Origin of the sequence: Flavobacterium sp. MAHUQ-57 (assembly GCF_051908335.1) — a bacterium.
Taxonomy (GTDB): Bacteria; Bacteroidota; Bacteroidia; order Flavobacteriales; family Flavobacteriaceae; genus Flavobacterium.
In genome coordinates, this window is the sequence record NZ_JBPZTE010000007.1 from 131,991 (window position 1) to 152,327 (window position 20,337).

A 20,337-nucleotide genomic window follows, 5' to 3' on the forward strand; every position below is an offset into this window, starting at 1 on the left:
AGCAACTAAAATTGTATTTTCGCAAGATGATGAACGCACATGAGATTGAAGCGATTAAACAGTTATTGTCTTCGCCCAAAAAAATAGCAATTATACCCCACCGAAATCAAGATGGAGACTCAATGGGCTCTACGCTGGGATTGTATAACTTCTTACTACAGTTACAACATGACGTAACTGTAATTTCACCGAATGTATTCCCTGATTATCTGGCTTGGTTACCGGGCTCTGAAAATATTTTGTGTTTCGAAGAAAATCACGAAGCCTGCGAACCCAAGTTGGAGGAAGCCGAATTAATCTTTACATTGGATTTCAATGCTTTTCACCGTACCGGCGAATTTATGGCCGCTTTCCTGGAACAATTAGAGAACAAAACATTCGTTATGATTGACCATCATCAATTACCGGACAGTTATGCTCAATATATGTATTCGGATACTAAAATGAGCTCTACCTGTGAGATGGTGTATCATTTCATCCATCAACTGGGTTTACAAAACCTAATCAATGAAACTGTAGGCACTTGTTTGTATACCGGACTAGTTACAGACACCGGTTCTTTCCGTTTTTCCTGTACTTCAAGTACGACGCACCAAGTAGCTGCAGATTTGATTGATCGTGGCATCCGAAATGCAGAAATTCACAACAATTTATTTGACACCAGTACTTACGACCGTATGCAACTCTTGGGTAAAGCGTTACAAAACATGCAGTTACTTCCAGAGTTTCAAACTTCCTACATTACACTGACACAAGCAGAACTCGATGCACATCATTATCAAAAAGGTGATACCGAAGGTTTTGTTAATTATGGTTTAAGCATTGCTGGAATCAATTTTACAGCTATCTTTATCGAAAATAAATCGGAAGGCATTATCAAGATATCCTTCCGTTCGCAAGGGAATTTTGATGTCAATCAATTTGCTCGAAACTATTTTAACGGAGGCGGACATATCAATGCAGCAGGAGGAAAATCAACAGTGAGCATGGAAGAAACCGTTGCACGTTTTATAACAATTGTAAAAGAAATTAAAAAAGTAACAGTATGAAGTTGGTAAAAATCGTAGGCTCTTTATTGCTTGGCATGAATTTGGTTACTTGCTGTAGTCAGAAACAAGAAGCCAGAAGACCTATTTCGCACACTGGCGGAGAATTTATGAAACAGTCTATAGAACGCAATAAGAAATTAAACCAAGGCGAAGAGAGCATCATTGCGGCCATCATCAAAAAAGATACGGCAGTTGATTATATTGCTTCAACTAAAGGTTATTGGTATACCTATTTGACTAAAAACGAAGTATCCACAGATATGCCGGAAAAAGGTGAAATTGCTTATTTTGATTATGAAATCAAAGATTTAAAAGGCAATATCATTTATACACAAGAAGAATTGAAACCGCAAAAGTATGTGGTAGATAAGCAAAATATCATTATGGGATTGCGTCATGGTATCAAATTGATGAAAAAAGGAGAAACTGTACGTTTCTTATTTCCTTCCCATATGGCTTTTGGTTATCATGGCGATGAAAAGAAAGTGGGTACCAACCAACCTTTGATTTATACCGTTACTTTGAATGATATTAAAATGGATTCGGTAGCCAAACCTAAAACAACAATTGAATAACTATTATAATTATTAACTAAAATGAATCGAATGACTAGTCTATTTTTAAGTTTAATTGCCTTATTATTCTCATGTAATTCTGGAGGAGACCAATTACCTGAAGGGTTGTATGCAGAAATTGAAACCAACAAAGGAAAAATCATGGTACAATTGGAGTTTGAGAAAACGCCTATCACTGTAGCCAACTTTGTTTCTTTGGCTGAAGGGAAAAATCCAATGGTAAACGAAAAATTCAGTGGTAAACCATTTTACGACGGATTAAAGTTTCACCGTGTGATTCCTAATTTCATGATTCAAGGTGGAGATCCTGACGGAAATGGAAGCGGCGGTCCCGGATATAAATTCAAAGATGAAATTGTTGCCGATTTAAAACATACCGGTCCTGGTATTTTATCTATGGCCAATGCTGGACCTGGTACCAATGGTTCACAATTTTTCATTACACACAAAGAAACACCTTGGTTGGATGGTAAGCATACTGTTTTCGGACATGTTATCAAAGGTCAGGATATCGTAAATCTTATCGCTCAAGAAGATGTTATTAAAAAAATCACGATCATCCGTAAAGGATCTAAAGCGAAAAAATTTGATGCTGGTAAAATCTTTAAAGAAAGTGTAGCAAAACAAGCTGCTGAACAGAAAGAAATCGAAGCAAAACTAGCGAAAGCAAAAGCAGACAAACTAGCTTATTTTGCACAAGCTAAAGCATCGGGTACAAAATCGGAATCAGGATTAGTATACAGTATAATAACCAAAGGTTCAGGTAAAAAACCAGCTGATGGTTCTACAGTATATGTTCATTATGCGGGTTATTTTGAAGATGGAACTTTATTTGATACCAGTTATGAAAACGTAGCTGCAGAAAATGGCAAACTAGATCTAAACCGACAAGCTGCTAAAGCGTATCAACCATTCCCTTTCCAAGCTGGAAGAAAAGATGGTTTGATTCCAGGTTTCTTGGAAGGTTTAGAGAAAATGAACTTAGGCGACAAAGCTTTATTGTTCATTCCTTCTAATTTAGGATACGGTGCACAAGGAGCTGGCGGAGTAATTCCTCCAAATGCTAACTTAATTTTCGAATTGGAACTATTAGAAAGTGCTCCTGCAGCAACTAAGTAATAAAAATAAAACCCCGGAATATCCGGGGTTTTTTATTGTAGTTTATTTCTTAACCTTTGAATTTCCAATCGAACTCATCGGCTTTTTCATTAAAAACGGCACCTAATTCAAAACGGATTACTTCATTGTATTCTACTTGAAAGATCATCCAGTTGCTTTCGTTGAAATAATTATCCACAGAATCGAAGTTTTCCTTCTCCAATGATTTGATGTTCTTATCGTTCAATAGCTTTTCAATTTCCTGCCAAGGCTTTCCTATGATTTTTTCAGAAAACAATTCGGCATCCGGATGTGATGTAATTACATAACCGAAGCGAAAATCTTCGTCTTCATAAAAGGTTAAGCGCATTTTTTTATCATTATAGAGGTAAATGATGTTGCTGTCTTCGTCTTCGTATTGTTGATCAGGATTGCCATATAACGCTTTTACGTCTTTTTGTTTCATCCCGAAAATTAACTGATCTATTCCGGTTTTTGGATTTATCTTCATATGCTATTATTCTTCAAATTCATCATAACGAGCGGGTACTTGTGGGTCATACAGCGGGCATTTGAATTCGGTCATGATATCGCACAATGTATTCATGGTTTTGCCTTCGGTACCATAACAGTTGATTTGAATACTTTGTGGAGTAGTGATAATGTGGAACGCTCCTACTCCTTTGGTATTTTTAAAACTGAATTCGTCCACTTTTTCCCATTGCGCAAAAGCATTGGTAATTCGGTTCAAAATTACCTGAACAGGCAATTCTTCCAATCCTTCAACCGATTCCTTTTCTATCAAGGCCTCATACACTTCCTGATGGTTCAGGTAAACCTCATCGATATATTTCCAAAAAAGCAGTTCGTACATAATTAATCCTTACTTCGTTATTGTTATTCCGTTGCGTTTTCACCCTTTACTTCTGAATTCAAATGTAGCAAATTCCTATTGAATTAGAGCTCTTTTACATTTCTTCTGATTATTTCCATTACTAATTCAAATGAGAACTGCTTACAAGAATAATTCGTAACTTTAATATCCCATTGAATGTTAGTTTTTTAAAGTCAATTTTTAACCTAATATTCCAGTTATGAAAAACACAATCCTTTTCCTGATCGCATTTTTGATGCTCTCAGTTTCGTACAGTCAAACTCAAAATGGTCACTCAAGTGAATACTATTTTCAGAAAAAAAGAACCAATGCGACTGCAGCTTGGGTTTTACTAGGTTTGGGTGTTGGAGGTATTGCGGGAGGCATTGCTTTAGATTTCAGCGACAACTTTATGAATTCCGGTTCATACAACAATACAGGCTTAACACTCTCGTATATTGGAGGCGGTATGGTATTTAGCACTATTCCACTCTTTGTAGCTGCTCATAAAAACAAAAAAAAGGCTACCGAAGCAACCTTTGCTGTCCGAAACCAGCACTATCTTACTCCCGATTTAGCATCAGGTAATCAGCCGGCAGTAACATTGACCATAAGCTTTTAAATTACTACTCAAAAACGCTTTATTTTAGAGTGGAGGCCAGCTTCATTATTTTGTACGTTCCTCTTTTATCTTTCGGAAGATGAATTTGAGAAGTTGTAAAGAACACATCTCCTTCTTTATTCAAAGCAAACGAATCCGGCCATTGAATCAACGCATCAGCAATTAGCATCTTACATTTCCCTTTCTTGTCGGCAATCGAAATAGCGTTCTTTTCCAGACTGCTCAAGTACAATGTTCCTTTTTTATCGAAAAGTATGCCGTCGTTTGGACCTGTTTTGGCAAACTTCTCCACTTTTAAACCTAAAGCAATATCGTTATTGTTTTCATCCAGAATGGCCTTCACAGGAATTCGATACACATTTTCACCTGTTAATGCGCAATAGTAGAGATACTTCTGATTTTTATCCAATTCGATTCCGTCAGAGTGTACGGCCCTTTTTCTTTCATAGCCTTCCACTACAATTTGTGGTAATTCGGCTAATGTTGAAAAATGATTGGACAAGATTCGTTTTGTAGTCTGCGTCATCAGATCAAAAATCACCAATCCGCCCAATCTGGAATCCGTGAAATATACCTTATGATGTTTTTCATCCACCCGAAAATCATTCAGGTAGCTTCTGGCAGTTATACTTTCGGCAGGAATGGTATAGCTTGTTTTTAATTTATTCTGTAAAAGATCAAAAACATACAGCGTGGCCGCATTTGTTTTATCTTCTTCCAAGACATAACCGGTATCCAATACCCAAAGCTGATTTTGTTTGTCGATCCACATACTTTGCACACAAATGAATTGGTTGCTACCCTTCTTATCGTATGTATTCCATTTCACATTCGGATAAGGAATGGATTTACCATCGATTATTTCGGCAACAGCCATTGGATTTTCTTTAGACCATCGAGGGAAATTGACAAATACCCTATTCGTTTTCGAGATGGCAATTCCAGTCCATTGGAACTGACTTTCGGCAACTATCTTTAATTTGGATTTAGGAATTTCCTGCGCGAAGGCAGCCAGAGAAATTAAGCAAAGGAAGAAGTTAGTTTTTACTGTATTCATTGTTTTATTTTTTTAGTTCATACAAAATTCCGAACTAAAAAAACAGTACAAGCTGCGTTAGATCACTTCTTCATTGTGAGGTATGTCACATTAGGAATTCTGCAATCTACTTAAAGTCTCTCGGGAAACCCCAAGATAAGAAGCGATAAATGTTTTAGGGACACGTTGAAAGAGCGTTGGATATTGCTTCAATAACAATTCGTAGCGTTCCTTAGTGTTATTGGTATAGCTGTTGAGCAATCTTTTTTGGAGAGCGATGTAACCACTATTGGCTTTCTTGCGGAAAAAGTGTTCCATTTTATGCATTTCGGAGCATAACTTTTCCCGGTTTTTGTAGGACAGGCAAAGCATCTTTGTGTTTTCCATACAATCGATATCGAGAGCCGCATTTTGTTGATTGAAATACGCTTCATAATCACTTATCCACCAATCTTCCAAGGCAAACTGAACGATATGTTCTTTTCCCGAAGCATCGGTGAAGAACGATTTCGTCAATCCTTCATAAATCCAGAACGAGAAATCAGACTTCCCTCCTTTTTGAACCAGGAACTGGTATTTTTTCAGTTCCTTGTATTCAAAAAAAGACAGTATATATTCCAACTCCTCATCAGTTAATGAGATGAGTGCTTCCAAATGCTTTCTAAAGGAAAGAGCAACTTGATCAGGTATCAACACAACGGAGTATTAATATTCAAAAACACCGTATTCGGATGTAATGGTCAGTTTTTTAGATGCTGATGCCTCCACTCTACCGACAATTTGCGCATCCACGCCGAAAGATTCGGAAATGGCGATAATAGCATTGGCAATTTCGGCAGGAACATACACTTCCATGCGGTGACCACAGTTGAACACTTGGTACATTTCCTTCCAATCGGTTTTGGATTGTTCCTGGATCAGTTTAAATAATGGCGGCACAGGGAATAAATTATCTTTGATTACATGTACGTTGTCTACGAAATGCAATACTTTGGTTTGCGCACCTCCACTGCAATGCACCATTCCGTGAATATCTTGAGGTGTATATTGTTCTAAAATCTTTTTGATGATAGGCGCATACGTTCTTGTTGGCGACAACACTAATTGACCGGCATCGATAGGAGATCCCTCCACAGCATCGGTTAACTTTACGTTTCCGGAATACACCAACTCATTAGGTACCGAAGCATCATAACTTTCCGGGTACTTTTCTGCCAAGTATTTCGCAAAAACATCATGACGGGCAGAAGTCAATCCGTTGCTACCCATGCCACCGTTGTATGATTTCTCGTATTTCGCTTGGCCATAAGAAGCCAATCCAACAATTACATCACCCGCTTGGATGTTTGCATTATCCACTACATCTTTACGTTTCATTCTTGCTGTAACAGTAGAATCAACGATGATGGTACGAACCAAGTCACCGACATCGGCTGTTTCGCCACCAGTAGAATTGATGGTAACACCGAAAGACTTTAATTCTTCGATTAATTCTTCCGTTCCATTGATGATGGCAGAAAGCACTTCACCTGGGATTAGGTTTTTATTTCTTCCGATAGTGGAAGAGAGCATGATATTATCAACGGCACCCACGCATAATAAATCGTCAATATTCATGATTAAAGCGTCTTGTGCAATCCCTTTCCAAACGGATAAGTCACCGGTTTCTTTCCAGTACATATACGCCAAAGACGATTTTGTACCCGCACCATCGGCGTGCATGATTAAACAATAATCAGCATCATTGGTTAAATAATCAGGGACAATTTTACAGAAAGCTTTTGGAAATAAACCTTTATCGATGTTTTTGATTGCATTGTGCACATCTTCCTTAGCAGCAGAAACGCCACGAAGTGCATACCTTTTAGAAGTATCTGAACTCATTATTTTTGTTGTAGTTGTTGTGGTGCAAAGATAGTAATGAGTTATGAATTATGAGTTATGAGTTATGAATTATTTGTGGTTTGTGGTTTACTGTTAATAGTTTATTGTTAATGGTTTATTGTTAGTGGCTCCACAACAAATACTATTCCTTCTACAACAGGCTACTGAGGCTTCACAAGCGGCACTATTCACTCCACAACAGACAAATGAGGCTGTACAAGCGGTACTATTGGCTCCACAAGCAGCAACTGAGACTCCACAAGCGGTACTATTGGCTCCACAAGCAGCAACTGAGACTGTACAAGCGGCACTATTCACTCAGCAAAAAAACTAAGATCTTAGCAAAGGTCAGTTTTCGATGATTTCGATTTCGACGCGGCGGTTGGCAGCGCGTTCTTCTTCTGATTTTTCGGGCAAAGCGTGTAGCGGTTGAGTACTTCCGAAGCCACGGTAGCTCATTCGTGCTTTGTTGATTTCATTCATTTCCAAAAACTTATAAACCGCTTTAGCCCTTTGCGTTGATAAGTCCTGTTTGTCTGATTTCACACAACACACATGTCCTTGAATATCAATTTTCATGTTGGGATTTTGTTGCATTACCAGAAGGATTTCGTAAAGTTTTCCTCTTGAGTCGTTGGTCACTGCGAAAGTATTCAGCACAAAATTCAGGTTATTCAGTTTCAGTTTTTGTCCTTTGGGTGCCTGGTAGAGCGTTTTCATGAAATCAATATCCAGTTTGAATTCCGATTGGCTGCCGTTCGGGTTGGTAATAATGACTTTTTCGGGGAAAGTGACTGTTTTAGTAGTATATCCTTTTGCTTTTTGACCGAGAATTTCCTCTTCTTTATGCAAGTCTTTGGCTTGGAGAAAATAGATAATAACCTTTCGATTTTCCTCTTTTTTAGTGGATTGGGCAAAGTTTTCGCCGAAACTTATTTTTTGAAAATCCTCTCTAATTTTGATTTTACCGTTGATCACTTTCAAAACCGCATTCACTCTTTTTGAAGCTAGCGTATCGTTATATTGCGTTGAGCCATCTTCATCGGTAAAGCCATACATGGAAAGAATCTTACTTTCCTTATTCTGATTCATCCAATTGAGCAACGCTTCGGTTTGCGTTACATTTAATGTATGTTTATTACTATCGAAATACACTGAAAAGCGATCTTGAGCGTTTGAGCCAAGCGTCGTCAGATGTAACACCATTAGAATTAACCACTTCTTCATGAAACGAATATAAACAAAAAACCGTCAGAATGCGATTCTGACGGCTTTGAAATATAACTGAATTCAAAAAAATTATTTTGTAAACAATAATTCTCTGTATTTTGTTAATGTCCAGATTTCATCATCCACTAGCAATTCTAGTTTATCACAGTGTTCACGGATGATATCGAAATACGGTTTTACTTTATCGCAGTATGCTTCTGCCATTTTCTCAGAAGAAGAAAGGTTGTTTGCCTTTTTGCGTTCTTCGATCATATCGTCCACATTTTTATTGATTCCTTCGATATGTTCTGAAATTTCTTTGATCAAACCGATTTGTTCTTTTGCGATTTTCTCAAAATCCTTACCGAAGATTTCTTTCAAACCTTTTACGTTTTCGATCAATACATTTTGGTAACGGATTGCAGTTGGAATAACGTGGTTACGAGCGATATCACCAAGAACACGACCTTCGATTTGAATTTTCTTCGTGTATTCTTCCAATTCGATTTCGTAACGCGCTTCTACTTCAACATGGTTCATTACACCCAATTCGTGGAATAACTCCATTGCTTTTTTAGAAACTTTAGCTTTTAATGCTTTTGGTGTTGTTTTATGGTTACTTAAACCACGTTTTTTTGCTTCTTTTTCCCAAGCATCGCTATAACCATCACCTTCGAAAAGGATATTTTTTGTTTGTTTGATGTACTCTCTCAACACATTGAAGATCGCTTCATCTTTCTTTAAATCTTTTTTCTCGATTAACGCATCCACTTCTTTTTTGAAATCCATCAACTGTTTTGCCACGATAGAGTTCAAGGTAGTCATAGACACAGCACAGTTTGCCGAAGAACCCACAGCACGGAATTCGAATTTGTTTCCTGTGAAGGCAAATGGAGACGTTCTGTTTCTGTCGGTATTATCCAATAATACATCTGGAATTTTACCTACTACGTTTAATTTAAGATCTGTTTTTTCTTCCGGAGACAATTTACCGTTGGTTACTCCTTCTAATTCCTCCAATACTTTAGTCAATTGTTGACCGATGAATACCGAGATAATTGCCGGAGGCGCTTCGTTAGCCCCCAAACGGTGGTCATTACTTGCAGAAGCAATTGAAGCTCTTAGTAACTCTTCATAATCATGAACCGCTTTAATCGTATTGATAAAGAAAGTCAAGAACTGTAAATTACTCATTGGCGTTTTACTTGGAGACAATAAGTTCACTCCAGTATCTGTAGCCAATGACCAGTTGTTGTGTTTACCCGAACCGTTTACACCTTTGAACGGTTTTTCGTGGAATAACACTTTGAAATCATGACGTTCCGCTACTTTTTGCATTACATCCATCAACAAAGAGTTGTGGTCAACCGCCAAGTTTGTTTCTTCAAAAATAGGTGCCAACTCAAATTGATTTGGTGCTACCTCATTATGGCGTGTTTTCACTGGAATACCCAACAACATACATTCGTTTTCCAAATCACGCATGTATTGTAGTACGCGAGTAGGGATTGAACCAAAGTAATGGTCTTCCAATTGTTGTCCTTTCGCTGAAGTATGTCCTAGTAAAGTTCTACCAGTAGCTAAAATGTCCGGTCTTGAAGAAGCCAAAGCAGCATCTACCAAGAAATATTCTTGTTCCCAACCCAAAGTTGGTGTTACTTTTTTAACGTTTTTATCGAAATACTTAGCCACATCAGTCGCTGCATTATCGATAGCGTGTAAAGCTCTTAATAAAGGTGTTTTGTTATCCAAAGCCTCTCCGGTATAAGAAACGAAAACCGTTGGAATACATAAAGTAGTTCCGAAGATAAATGCAGGAGAAGTTGGATCCCAAGCTGTATAACCACGTGCTTCGAAAGTATTACGGATACCTCCATTCGGGAAAGACGAAGCATCTGGTTCTTGCTGTACCAATTGTCCCCCACCGAATTTTTCAACTGGATCACTACCATCGAAAGACGTTTCGAAGAATGCATCGTGTTTTTCTGCCGTAGTTCCTGTTAAAGGTTGGAACCAGTGCGTATAGTGAGTAACTCCTTTAGACAAAGCCCACTCTTTCATTCCCATAGCAATATAGTCTGCTAATTTGCGGTCAATTTTAGTTCCGTGCTGGATAGCACTTTGTACAGCTTTGTAAGCTTCTGGAGTTAAAAATTGTCGCATGGCCTTATCGTTAAAAACGTTTGTGCCGAAAATTGCCGACTTTCTGTCTAATTCTTCTACTGCTACTGGTTTTCTACTTGTAGCTTTTTGCAGAGATTGAAATCGTAATGTTGCCATAAAATTAAATAATTTGAGTTATACCCCTTAAATTTGAAGCAAATATATCCATTTTTTAAATTAATACAATATACACCCCCTAAAATTTAACGGTAAGTTGTCAAAAATTTAATTCGTAGAGACAAAACCACATAAAATTTAATATTCCAAAATCAAAGTTTATATTTGTAAACCTCAAAATATATAAGATATGACTGTCTGGATTTGTTTTTTAATTGCCGTATTTATTTTTCTTGCTTTAGACTTAGGAGTTTTTAATAAGAACCCGCATATTATTTCCACAAAAGAAGCCAGTATGTGGACTGCCATCTGGGTTTCACTTTCCTTTGCATTTTCGGGAGTTATTTTCTGGCTGTATCAAAATGGATTTGTAGACAACCCTAATCATTTAAAGCCGATTGAAGCCACAATGAAATACATTACAGGGTATTTGATTGAACTCTCGTTAAGTATTGACAATATATTTGTGATTGCAGTAATTTTTGCCTCATTTAAGATTCCACAGAAATACCAACACAGAGTTTTATTTTGGGGGATTTTGGGAGCGATAGTATTCCGAGGCTTGATGATTTATTTCGGCGTAATGATTATCAACAAATTCAGTTGGACGACATATCTATTTGGTGGATTCCTTTTATTTACAGCCATCAAGATGTTTTTCAATAGCGAAGAAGACGATTTTGAACCCAAAGAATCCTTTATTTACAGAATGTTAGGCAAAATTATGCCGTTAACTTCAGAAATGAATGGTGAGAAGTTTTTCATACCAACCAAAAAAGGAAGAGCTGCTACTCCATTGTTTGTTGCCTTAATCGTAATTGAAATCATGGATGTTTTATTTGCCGTTGACAGTGTTCCGGCAATATTAGCCATTACATCCGATCCTTTTTTAGTATTCAGCTCCAACATATTTGCCATTCTTGGATTACGTTCTATGTATTTTTTCTTAGCCAATATGTTAGAAAAATTCAGTTATTTAGAATACAGTTTGATCGCGATATTGACTTTTGTAGGAATCAAAATGTTATTGGTTCATCATTACAAATTCCCAGAATGGGTATCTCTCGGATTTATAGCAATAGCTTTGCTAGCCGGCATTCTAATTTCCCTCAAAATGGGCAGTGAAAAAGATTTAGAAGAATAAAACATACAAAAAAAAGACCATTCGATGAATGGTCTTTTTTTATTAACGTAGTTACTATATCACCCTTTTTGCGGTTATATTAATTGTTTCTTGATTTTCATCGACAGATTTTCCACTGAAATAATCATAAATTAGAGTACCAACGACTTTTCCATTCACATCCACTAATTTATTATTAACAATACTTCCGGAATTAAAAAGACTAAATTCGTCGTTTACCCCAGCATACATTGTTACAAAACCATACCAATACCCTTCGTTTCTTGAAAGCACAATTCGTTGTGACCCCACTTTAACCACTGTCACATTATCATCCGCTCCAATTCTACTTTCAGTTGACAAGTAATTTTTTCTTTTACTTAACTCCCCATTAAAAACTTCAACCAAGCTTGTTGATTTCTCTTTAAAAATGGTTCTTCCGGATTCCACTCTAAACATCTCTTCATCCGTAAAAATCACCTCTGGATTATCACCATTCAGATCGACACTGAATTGCACATTAAATCGTTGAAAATCGTGATGTCCATAGCCAAATCCACCATTAAAAACCGCATAGAATCTATTACCATTCGACCATTGATTGAGAAATACAAAATCTCGAATCAAGTCGCCACGTAACACTGTCAGACGAAAACTCTCATCATTGTTGTTATCAATATTAAATGTTACAATATCTGTATTCACCACTCCAGAATAGATCCCTTTATAGGAGTTATCATGTTCAGGTAAAGCTTCCGGTGCTGATTTACAACTTGCGCACACATAATACACTGATTCTTCTTGACCGCTATCGGAAGAAGCATCATCTGTACAACCAATACCTACTAGGAACACCAATACAAGTAACAGAATTCCTTTCCATTTTGATTTAAAAACACTACTTACCATAACCATTCGTTTTTAATTGTTATTACATGGGTAAAGTGTTTTCAGAAAGTCACTATTAAAATTACAAATCAATCAATTGAGTTTATCATAAAAAAAAGATAAAAAATAGTTAACTAAAAAGGCCTACTCACGCAGGCCTTTTATAGTAAAAATTAGAAATTCAAATTATTCGGGAGTAACACAAGAAACCAACTTCCCATCTCTGGTGGCGCCTACATACCCCATACCTTTCAAATAATAAAATCGATATGTCACCTTTGGATATTTTGCTTCCATAACCATCAACCCTTTATAATTACAATACGGAGTTTTTAATTCACCATCGTATGCAATTATTTCATATTCAACCTCTCCTGCCTTCCAAGTCTGCCCAACTTTGAACGAATTGTCAAAACGGATAAAATCGGTATTTGATTTTTCATCGTATTGAACTACTTTACCATTCTCTTCACGCAAAAGAAGTACATCCACATTAGTGTTATTCCATTTCTGTTCAAAACTAAAATACTCTTTACCTCCTTTGACCACCTTTCCTTTATTCGTCTCAACATAAAAAGTAGTGTACCAAAATATTTTTTTAGATTCTATATCCAAAGGAAAATAAGAGCTACTCTTTACTTCCTCACAAAAATTCTGCCCTTCAAAACGTTGTCCAAACGATTTAAAACACAGTAAAACAAATACGATTAGGATTTTTTTCATGGCACAAAAAAACAAAAAGCCTTTTATTCCTGAAAGCCTTTCTTAAAATTTAATAAATCTATTACAATTCAGAAATTCATACTATCTTCGACTTTCAAAACACAAAAGTTCATTTCTTCTCTATGAAACATTTTTTATTTTTATTTTGCTCACTCTCTTTATTTGCTAACGAGATCAAGATTAAGGCAACCACCAAAGAGGTAACGGTTTACACTTCAGGCGCACAAATTTACGCCGAATCTTCCGTTACTATTCCCAAAGGCAATTCGCAAGTTCGCATTACTGATTTATCCCCCTATATCAACCAAAACACTATTCAGATTGGTGGATTGAAAGACGTTTCCATACTTTCGTTTGGATATGAAACCTTATTTTACCCTAAAAAAGTTACTTCAGAGAAAATAACCAAACTACAAAGTGAAATCGATGCTAAAGTAAGAGAAGTTGCTTTTCTTGACAGTAAAATAAAAGGTTTACAAGAAGAAGAAACCATTTTATCACAAAACAAAACCTTAAGCAGTTCCCAACAATCAGTAACTCTTGACAAACTAGTAATTCATAGTAAGCATTACAGAGAAAGAATTCCGGTTCTTAAGATGGAAATTTTCGATATATCTAAAAAAATAGAAGACATAAAGAAAGAGCTGACTGCGATGCATTTGGAAATGAACAAAATAAGCAGCGAAGAAAAAGAACAAAAAGGAGAAATCCTTTTAAAATTCAACAACCCGGTTGAAGCAGTTTTACTTAACCTCACTATTAAATACAACGTATCGAACGCTGGCTGGAATCCATCTTATGAAATCAAGGCTAAAAACACAAAAGATGCCTTACAGTTTGCTTATAAAGCACAAGTATATCAAACCACGGGCGAAAATTGGAACGACGTTAAATTAACGCTATCTACTGCCAACCCAACCGTTAACAACGAAAAACCAACAATTGACAGCCATTATCTTAATTTCATCAATTACTATGATAACAGACAATCTTCTACAGTTAGAACCCAGAAATACAATTACAATCCCAATGTAAAAACAGTTACAGGCGTAGTTACCGACAATAGCGGTCCAATTCCAGGAGCAAATGTCATTATCAGCGGAACACAAATTGGCACACAAACCGGATTTGACGGTACCTACAAAATCAATGTCGAAAAAGGAAAAGAACTTACCTATTCCTTTATGGGGATGAAAACAATCGCCTTACCTATTTATAGCAATACGATGAATGTCATTTTAGAAGATGACGGTGCCCGATTACAAGAAGTGGTTATTTCTTCCGTGGGTATCAAAAGAAAAAAAGCAGAGACTGATTCTAGTGATAACGAAGAAGAAAAACCGGAGGAAATCACTACCGCTACAGGAGACGAGAAAGAAATCGCTATTAATTCGGTATTGTTCAAAATTAAAAAGAATTATTCTATCCCTTCAGATGAAGCACCTTCTGTTATTGAAATTGACAATTTTAATATCCCTGCAGAATTCGAATATTATTCGGCACCGCTTTTAAGTGAAAATGTATTTCTGACTGCCAAAATAAAAGAGTGGACCAAATACGACTTACTACCAGGAGATGCCAGCATTTATACTGAAGGTAGTTATGCAGGCACTACCTACATCAATCCTTACCAAACGGAGGAAGAATTGGTAATTTCTATGGGTATAGACAACAATTTGGTAGTAGAACGAAAACAAATCAATAATCTGAAAGATAAATCCTTATTAGGAACTACCCGAATCGTTGACCGTAATTATGAAATTACATTGCGCAATAACAAACCTATAGATGTTGATGTAAAAATATTCGACCGTATACCGGTAAGTCAGAATAAAGAAATTAAAGTAGAAAAAGTAAGCGTTGACAATGCTGATTATAAGGAAGACACCGGAATACTTTCCTGGAAAACCAACATTCCTTCAAAAGGGATTGCAAAAAAACGTTTGTCCTACCAAATCAAATATCCTAAAGGAAGAAAAGTTAATCTATAAAAAAAGCCTCACAGATGTGAGGCTTTTTTAGTATAATTCTATCGTAATTTTAAACTTCTCAATATTTACTAAAAGCAGTAAACAACTTCCAACCATTATCCGTTTCAATAAAGTCCAACGAGTCAAACTCTACTTTATTTTCATTATTGGCCACCTTAATATTGACATTCAGAATCCGATAATCTTTCTTCAAATACCGATCATTAATAAACAATCCGTTGCTCAAACAATTCAATTCATCATTAAAATTCTGATCAATAACCATAGGATTCCAAACAGGTTCTGAAAAAAAAGTTTGAAAAGCTTTACGGTATCTTTTTAACCTATCAGTATCTGCAACATAACTTGTTTTATAGTCATTGAAAGGCAGCTTATCTTTTAGACTGAGATGATAGTTATTAAAGATTTGCTTCGTTTCTGCGGGAGTTAAATAATAACTGTTTATTTTTCCGTATTGTTCATTTTTAATTAATGTTAACACTTCCAAAATAACCTTTTTCAGAACTTCTTTTTTAACTTCATCTAATTTTGGTATATCATTTTTTATAAAAAAAACATCTTCAGCATATTTAGAAACAATTTTCAGATCCTTTTTAAATGAAGATGCAAAACTCACCATTTGATGGTCACAATTAATCCCCTTAAGTCGATTAAATCCGGTAAAATCCATTGTTTTCAACTCAGAATTGCCATGAATGAGCAAATATTCGACACTATTCTTAATTGGCAGGATTATATTCATCAGGTTATTTCCATGCGCATCCAGATACCTCAAATCTTTCAATTGTGACAAATCAATAACTTTTAATCTATTATTTGAACAGTCCAAATGAAAAAGCCTGATTTGTTTGGACAAGTCCAACTCCTGCAAATCATTATAATTAAGGTACAATTTTCCAAGATTAACATTTTGCGACAAATCAATTGCTTCTAATTTCAAACCCATTAACTCCAGCAACTCAATATTAACATTACGAGTCAGATTTACCTTTCTCATTTGCTTATTGGCTTCCAACTGAATATGTAAAATTTGTAATTTTTCATTTTCGGAAAAATCAAAATCAGCAGAGGAATTTTGTCCATTGATATACAGCGACTTCAGATTGGGGCATTTTTCAACATGAACACCTCCTATATGATCTGAATTGACCACTAATTCTTCCAGTTTCACATTACCATTGAAATCAAAAACAGGGTATAGATCCGAATTATTTTCAACGGAAGAATCCCATTTCAACTTTACGCTCTTAACGTTTGTAAAAAATGACAAATCATCAAAGTCAGCTAAAGGATAATTATCAAAATTAATTTTTTCGACAACATCCAATTCGCTCTGAAGTACTTTTTTATCCTTATCCGAATCTAAAACAATCGCATTCCCATTGGCATCGTAACATGTTACATACCCGAGACCATTATCAAAAAAATATTTTTCAAAATCCTTATTCTTAAATTTAGCCTCCTGTGCATTACAAAAGGAAAGAACAAAAAAGAAGACAAATCGAAAAGTGATTGTTTTCATACATAAATAAAATCACATATTTCTTCGGTACTGTCCGCCCACTTCAAACAACGCTGCCGTGATTTGACCTAATGAACAATACTTAGCCGCATCCATCAGTTTTTCGAAAATATTCTGATTTTGTACAGCAGCTTCCTGAATGATTGCCAATTGTTCTTTTACTTTATCCGCTTGAGCCGTATGTAAATTTTCTAAAGTTGTAATTTGGAATTGTTTCTCTTCTTCGGTAGCTCTAATTACCTCGGCCGGAATTACTGTAGGCGAACCTTTCGAACTTAAGAAAGTGTTTACTCCAATAATTGGGAATTCACCAGTATGCTTCAATGTTTCGTAGTACAAGGATTCTTCCTGAATTTTAGAACGTTGGTACATAGTTTCCATTGCACCTAGTACGCCACCTCTTTCGGTGATACGGTCGAATTCGGTCAATACAGCTTCTTCTACTAAATCTGTCAATTCTTCAATAATAAACGAACCTTGAATTGGGTTTTCATTTTTCGCCAAACCTAATTCCTTATTGATAATCAACTGAATGGCCATAGCTCGACGAACGGATTCTTCAGTTGGTGTTGTAATCGCCTCATCGTACGCATTCGTATGCAATGAATTACAGTTATCATAAATCGCGTACAATGCTTGTAATGTTGTACGGATATCATTGAAATCAATTTCCTGAGCGTGTAATGAACGTCCTGAGGTCTGAATGTGGTATTTCAACATCTGTGCTCTTTCATTAGCACCGTATTTATTTTTCATGGCTTTCGCCCAAATTTTACGGGCCACGCGACCAATTACAGCATATTCGGGATCGATACCATTTGAAAAGAAGAACGATAAGTTAGGTCCGAAATCATTGATGCTCATTCCTCGGCTTAAATAGTATTCCACATACGTAAATCCATTAGCCAATGTAAATGCCAACTGCGTGATTGGGTTGGCTCCCGCTTCGGCAATATGGTATCCAGAAATCGAAACCGAATAGAAGTTACGTACATTTTTCTGGATGAAATACTCTTGAACGTCACCCATTAAACGCAATGCAAACTCCGTAGAGAAAATACAAGTGTTTTGTGCTTGATCTTCTTTTAAGATATCTGCCTGAACCGTTCCACGAACTTGTGCCAAAGTTTTCACTTTGATATCAGCATAAACGTCGGCCGGTAAAACTTGATCACCTGTAACTCCTAAAAGCATTAACCCTAAACCGTCATTCCCTTGTGGCAATTCACCGTTGTATCGAGGTCTTTCAGTTCCTTTGGCTTTATAGATAGCATCAATTTTTGCTTCCACTTCTGCTTCTAGATCATTTTCTTTGATGTATTTTTCGCAGTTTTGATCGATAGCGGCATTCATAAAGAAACCAAGCAACATTGGAGCAGGTCCGTTAATTGTCATCGAAACCGAAGTAGCCGGATGACTCAAATCGAAACCGGAGTATAATTTTTTAGCATCATCCAAACAACAGATCGAAACTCCCGCATTTCCAATTTTTCCGTAAATATCTGGTCTGTGATCTGGATCGTTACCGTATAAAGTTACCGAGTCAAATGCTGTTGACAAACGTTTTGCCGGCATCCCCAGTGAAACATAGTGAAAACGACGGTTGGTTCTTTCTGGACCACCTTCACCTGCGAACATACGTGTAGGATCTTCTCCTTCACGCTTGAACGGATACAATCCCGAAGTAAATGGGAATTCACCGGGTACATTTTCTTGCAGGTTCCATTTCAAAATATCTCCCCAAGCTTGGTATTTCGGTAACGCCACTTTCGGTATTTGAGAATGTGATAATGATTCCGTATGCGTTTGGATTTTGATTTCCTTATCACGCACCATAAAACTGTATACCGGATTTTTGTATTTGTTTACTTTTTCGTCCCACGTTAAAATGATTTCCCAGTTGTAAGGATCTAAGTTCATCTTTACACGATCGAATTCTTTCAAGAGCAACGACAAAAATTCTTTCTTTTCAGGAGAATGATTCAACGAATCTTCGATCACTCCTGATTTATCAATTTTTGGCACTCTTCCAGAAACCGTTTCCATGGTTTTGAAGATACCGTATAATTTTTGAGCTACATCTACTTGAGAAAGCGCTGTTTCATCGTATTTGCGGTTGTTTTCGGCTATTTCAGACAAGTAACGCGTTCTGTGAGGTGGAATTACAAAAATTTTCTCACTCATTTCGCGAGTAATCTGGAAATTCGAATGCAAATCGATACCTGTTTTCTCTACAATTTTATCCATAATGGATTTGTAAAGCGTATTCATTCCCGGATCGTTGAACTGCGAAGCAATCGTTCCGAACACCGGCATTTTATCTGGATCTACATCCCATAAATTATGGTTGCGTTGGTATTGTTTTTTCACATCACGAATAGCATCCAAAGCACCGCGTTTGTCAAATTTATTCAATGCCACTAAATCGGCAAAGTCCAACATATCAATTTTTTCCAATTGAGTTGCAGCACCGAATTCAGGAGTCATTACATACAACGAGACATCTGAATGTTCTAAAATTTCGGTATCCGACTGTCCGATACCTGAAGTTTCTAAGACAATCAAATCGTATTTGGCTGCTTTCAATACTTCAATTGCTTCCTGAACATATTTCGATAAAGCTAAATTCGATTGACGTGTAGCCAACGAACGCATATATACTCTTGGATTGTTAATCGCATTCATACGAATACGGTCACCTAGCAAAGCACCTCCTGTTTTACGTTTTGAAGGATCGACAGAGATCAAACCAATTGTTTTTTCTGGGAAATCGATTAAAAAACGACGTACCAATTCATCCACTAGAGATGATTTACCCGCACCCCCAGTACCCGTAATACCTAAAACCGGAGTTGTACTATCTTGGTTGATTTTATATATTTTTTCTAAAGCAGGTTTTGCGACTTCCGGGAAGTTTTCAGCGGAAGAAATCACACGTGCTATCGCAGTAGGATTTTTATCTTCCAGATGATTGGCTTCACCGTTTAATTTATCACCAACAGGGAAATCGGCACGCTGCACCAGGTCATTAATCATTCCTTGAAGTCCCAATTCACGACCATCATCCGGTGAATAGATTCTTTCGATACCGTATTCATGTAATTCTGAAATCTCGGAAGGAAGAATTACTCCACCACCACCACCGAAGATTTTAATATGACCTGCTCCCTTTTCCTTCAGCAAATCGTACATGTATTTGAAATATTCATTATGACCTCCTTGGTAAGAAGTCATTGCGATTGCATTGGCATCTTCTTGAATTGCAGTATTCACTACTTCTTCTACACTTCTATCGTGACCAAGGTGAATTACTTCCACACCGGTTGCTTGTATGATACGGCGCATGATGTTAATTGCAGCATCGTGTCCGTCGAATAGCGAAGCTGCAGTGACGATTCTAACTTTATTTTTTGGTTGATAAGGTTGTACCTGTTCCATTTTTGCGGTAATAAATTTGTGCGTG

Annotated in this window: 18 protein-coding genes; 7 read left to right on the forward strand and 11 right to left on the reverse strand. The window is 36.7% G+C overall.

What is annotated here, in order from left to right; genetic code table 11:
- Nucleotides 1-26 precede the first annotated feature (26 nt).
- From ACS8MM_RS08545 to ACS8MM_RS08555, 3 genes are read left to right on the forward strand one after another with little or no spacing between them, the layout of a single operon-like run.
- Entirely contained in the window at nucleotides 27-1,049 is a 1,023-nt protein-coding gene (locus tag ACS8MM_RS08545) for a DHH family phosphoesterase (protein ID WP_379715284.1), read from the forward strand.
- Nucleotides 1,046-1,624, forward strand: a complete 579-nt coding sequence (gene gldI / locus ACS8MM_RS08550) for a gliding motility-associated peptidyl-prolyl isomerase GldI (RefSeq protein ID WP_379715287.1) — start codon at nucleotides 1,046-1,048, stop codon at nucleotides 1,622-1,624. The genes ACS8MM_RS08545 and gldI overlap by 4 nt, the downstream gene beginning before the upstream one ends.
- Nucleotides 1,625-1,645: 21 nt before the next feature.
- On the forward strand, nucleotides 1,646-2,743 hold the full coding sequence (locus tag ACS8MM_RS08555; protein ID WP_379715290.1) for a peptidylprolyl isomerase: 1,098 nt from the start codon (nucleotides 1,646-1,648) through the stop codon (nucleotides 2,741-2,743).
- A 49-nt stretch (nucleotides 2,744-2,792) separates the two neighbouring features.
- Here ACS8MM_RS08555 and ACS8MM_RS08560 read toward each other — a convergent pair whose 3' ends face one another.
- Together ACS8MM_RS08560 and ACS8MM_RS08565 are read right to left on the reverse strand one after the other, a co-directional pair.
- Nucleotides 2,793-3,233 (reverse strand): hypothetical protein, encoded by a 441-nt coding sequence (locus ACS8MM_RS08560; protein ID WP_379715293.1) that lies wholly within the window; start codon nucleotides 3,231-3,233, stop codon nucleotides 2,793-2,795.
- Nucleotides 3,234-3,239: 6 nt separating this feature from the next.
- On the reverse strand, nucleotides 3,240-3,596 hold the full coding sequence (locus tag ACS8MM_RS08565; protein ID WP_379715295.1) for a hypothetical protein: 357 nt from the start codon (nucleotides 3,594-3,596) through the stop codon (nucleotides 3,240-3,242).
- A 220-nt stretch (nucleotides 3,597-3,816) separates the two neighbouring features.
- On the opposite strand from ACS8MM_RS08565, the gene ACS8MM_RS08570 reads away from it, so the two are divergent.
- Nucleotides 3,817-4,218 (forward strand): hypothetical protein, encoded by a 402-nt coding sequence (locus tag ACS8MM_RS08570; RefSeq protein WP_379715298.1) that lies wholly within the window; start codon nucleotides 3,817-3,819, stop codon nucleotides 4,216-4,218.
- A 19-nt stretch (nucleotides 4,219-4,237) separates the two neighbouring features.
- Here ACS8MM_RS08570 and ACS8MM_RS08575 read toward each other — a convergent pair whose 3' ends face one another.
- From ACS8MM_RS08575 to ACS8MM_RS08585, 3 genes are all read right to left on the reverse strand, one after another.
- Nucleotides 4,238-5,275, reverse strand: coding sequence for an L-dopachrome tautomerase-related protein (locus ACS8MM_RS08575; RefSeq protein WP_379715301.1), 1,038 nt, complete (start codon nucleotides 5,273-5,275; stop codon nucleotides 4,238-4,240).
- 90 nt (nucleotides 5,276-5,365) lie between these two features.
- Nucleotides 5,366-5,950, reverse strand: coding sequence for a Crp/Fnr family transcriptional regulator (locus ACS8MM_RS08580; RefSeq protein ID WP_379715304.1), 585 nt, complete (start codon nucleotides 5,948-5,950; stop codon nucleotides 5,366-5,368).
- A gap of 9 nt (nucleotides 5,951-5,959) precedes the next feature.
- Complete coding sequence (locus tag ACS8MM_RS08585; RefSeq protein ID WP_379715307.1) at nucleotides 5,960-7,138, reverse strand: AIR synthase related protein; 1,179 nt, start codon at nucleotides 7,136-7,138, stop codon at nucleotides 5,960-5,962.
- Between the two features lie 124 nt (nucleotides 7,139-7,262).
- On the opposite strand from ACS8MM_RS08585, the gene ACS8MM_RS08590 reads away from it, so the two are divergent.
- Nucleotides 7,263-7,472 (forward strand): hypothetical protein, encoded by a 210-nt coding sequence (locus ACS8MM_RS08590; RefSeq protein ID WP_379715310.1) that lies wholly within the window; start codon nucleotides 7,263-7,265, stop codon nucleotides 7,470-7,472.
- A gap of 14 nt (nucleotides 7,473-7,486) precedes the next feature.
- Here ACS8MM_RS08590 and ACS8MM_RS08595 read toward each other — a convergent pair whose 3' ends face one another.
- Both ACS8MM_RS08595 and ACS8MM_RS08600 read right to left on the reverse strand, forming a co-directional pair.
- Nucleotides 7,487-8,365 (reverse strand): OmpA family protein, encoded by an 879-nt coding sequence (locus ACS8MM_RS08595; RefSeq protein WP_379715313.1) that lies wholly within the window; start codon nucleotides 8,363-8,365, stop codon nucleotides 7,487-7,489.
- Nucleotides 8,366-8,437: 72 nt separating this feature from the next.
- Nucleotides 8,438-10,627, reverse strand: coding sequence for a glutamine synthetase III family protein (locus tag ACS8MM_RS08600; RefSeq protein WP_379715316.1), 2,190 nt, complete (start codon nucleotides 10,625-10,627; stop codon nucleotides 8,438-8,440).
- A gap of 190 nt (nucleotides 10,628-10,817) precedes the next feature.
- On the opposite strand from ACS8MM_RS08600, the gene ACS8MM_RS08605 reads away from it, so the two are divergent.
- Nucleotides 10,818-11,771, forward strand: coding sequence for a TerC family protein (locus tag ACS8MM_RS08605; protein ID WP_379715319.1), 954 nt, complete (start codon nucleotides 10,818-10,820; stop codon nucleotides 11,769-11,771).
- A gap of 54 nt (nucleotides 11,772-11,825) precedes the next feature.
- Here the strand turns inward: ACS8MM_RS08605 and ACS8MM_RS08610 are convergent, their stop codons facing one another.
- Together ACS8MM_RS08610 and ACS8MM_RS08615 are read right to left on the reverse strand one after the other, a co-directional pair.
- On the reverse strand, nucleotides 11,826-12,659 hold the full coding sequence (locus ACS8MM_RS08610) for a hypothetical protein (protein ID WP_379715322.1): 834 nt from the start codon (nucleotides 12,657-12,659) through the stop codon (nucleotides 11,826-11,828).
- Between the two features lie 165 nt (nucleotides 12,660-12,824).
- Entirely contained in the window at nucleotides 12,825-13,361 is a 537-nt protein-coding gene (locus tag ACS8MM_RS08615; RefSeq protein WP_379715325.1) for a hypothetical protein, read from the reverse strand.
- A gap of 122 nt (nucleotides 13,362-13,483) precedes the next feature.
- On the opposite strand from ACS8MM_RS08615, the gene ACS8MM_RS08620 reads away from it, so the two are divergent.
- The gene (locus tag ACS8MM_RS08620) at nucleotides 13,484-15,352 is read left to right on the forward strand and encodes a DUF4139 domain-containing protein (protein ID WP_379715328.1); all 1,869 of its coding nucleotides are present in this window, start codon (nucleotides 13,484-13,486) and stop codon (nucleotides 15,350-15,352) included.
- Nucleotides 15,353-15,410: 58 nt separating this feature from the next.
- On the opposite strand, the gene ACS8MM_RS08625 is transcribed toward ACS8MM_RS08620, so the two are convergent.
- Nucleotides 15,411-16,874 carry a hypothetical protein gene (locus ACS8MM_RS08625; RefSeq protein ID WP_379715331.1) on the reverse strand — a complete coding sequence of 488 codons (1,464 nt, stop codon included), beginning with the start codon at nucleotides 16,872-16,874 and terminating at the stop codon, nucleotides 15,411-15,413.
- 12 nt (nucleotides 16,875-16,886) lie between these two features.
- Nucleotides 16,887-20,312, reverse strand: coding sequence for a methylmalonyl-CoA mutase family protein (locus ACS8MM_RS08630; protein ID WP_379715334.1), 3,426 nt, complete (start codon nucleotides 20,310-20,312; stop codon nucleotides 16,887-16,889).
- Between the last annotated feature and the right edge of the window lie 25 nt (nucleotides 20,313-20,337).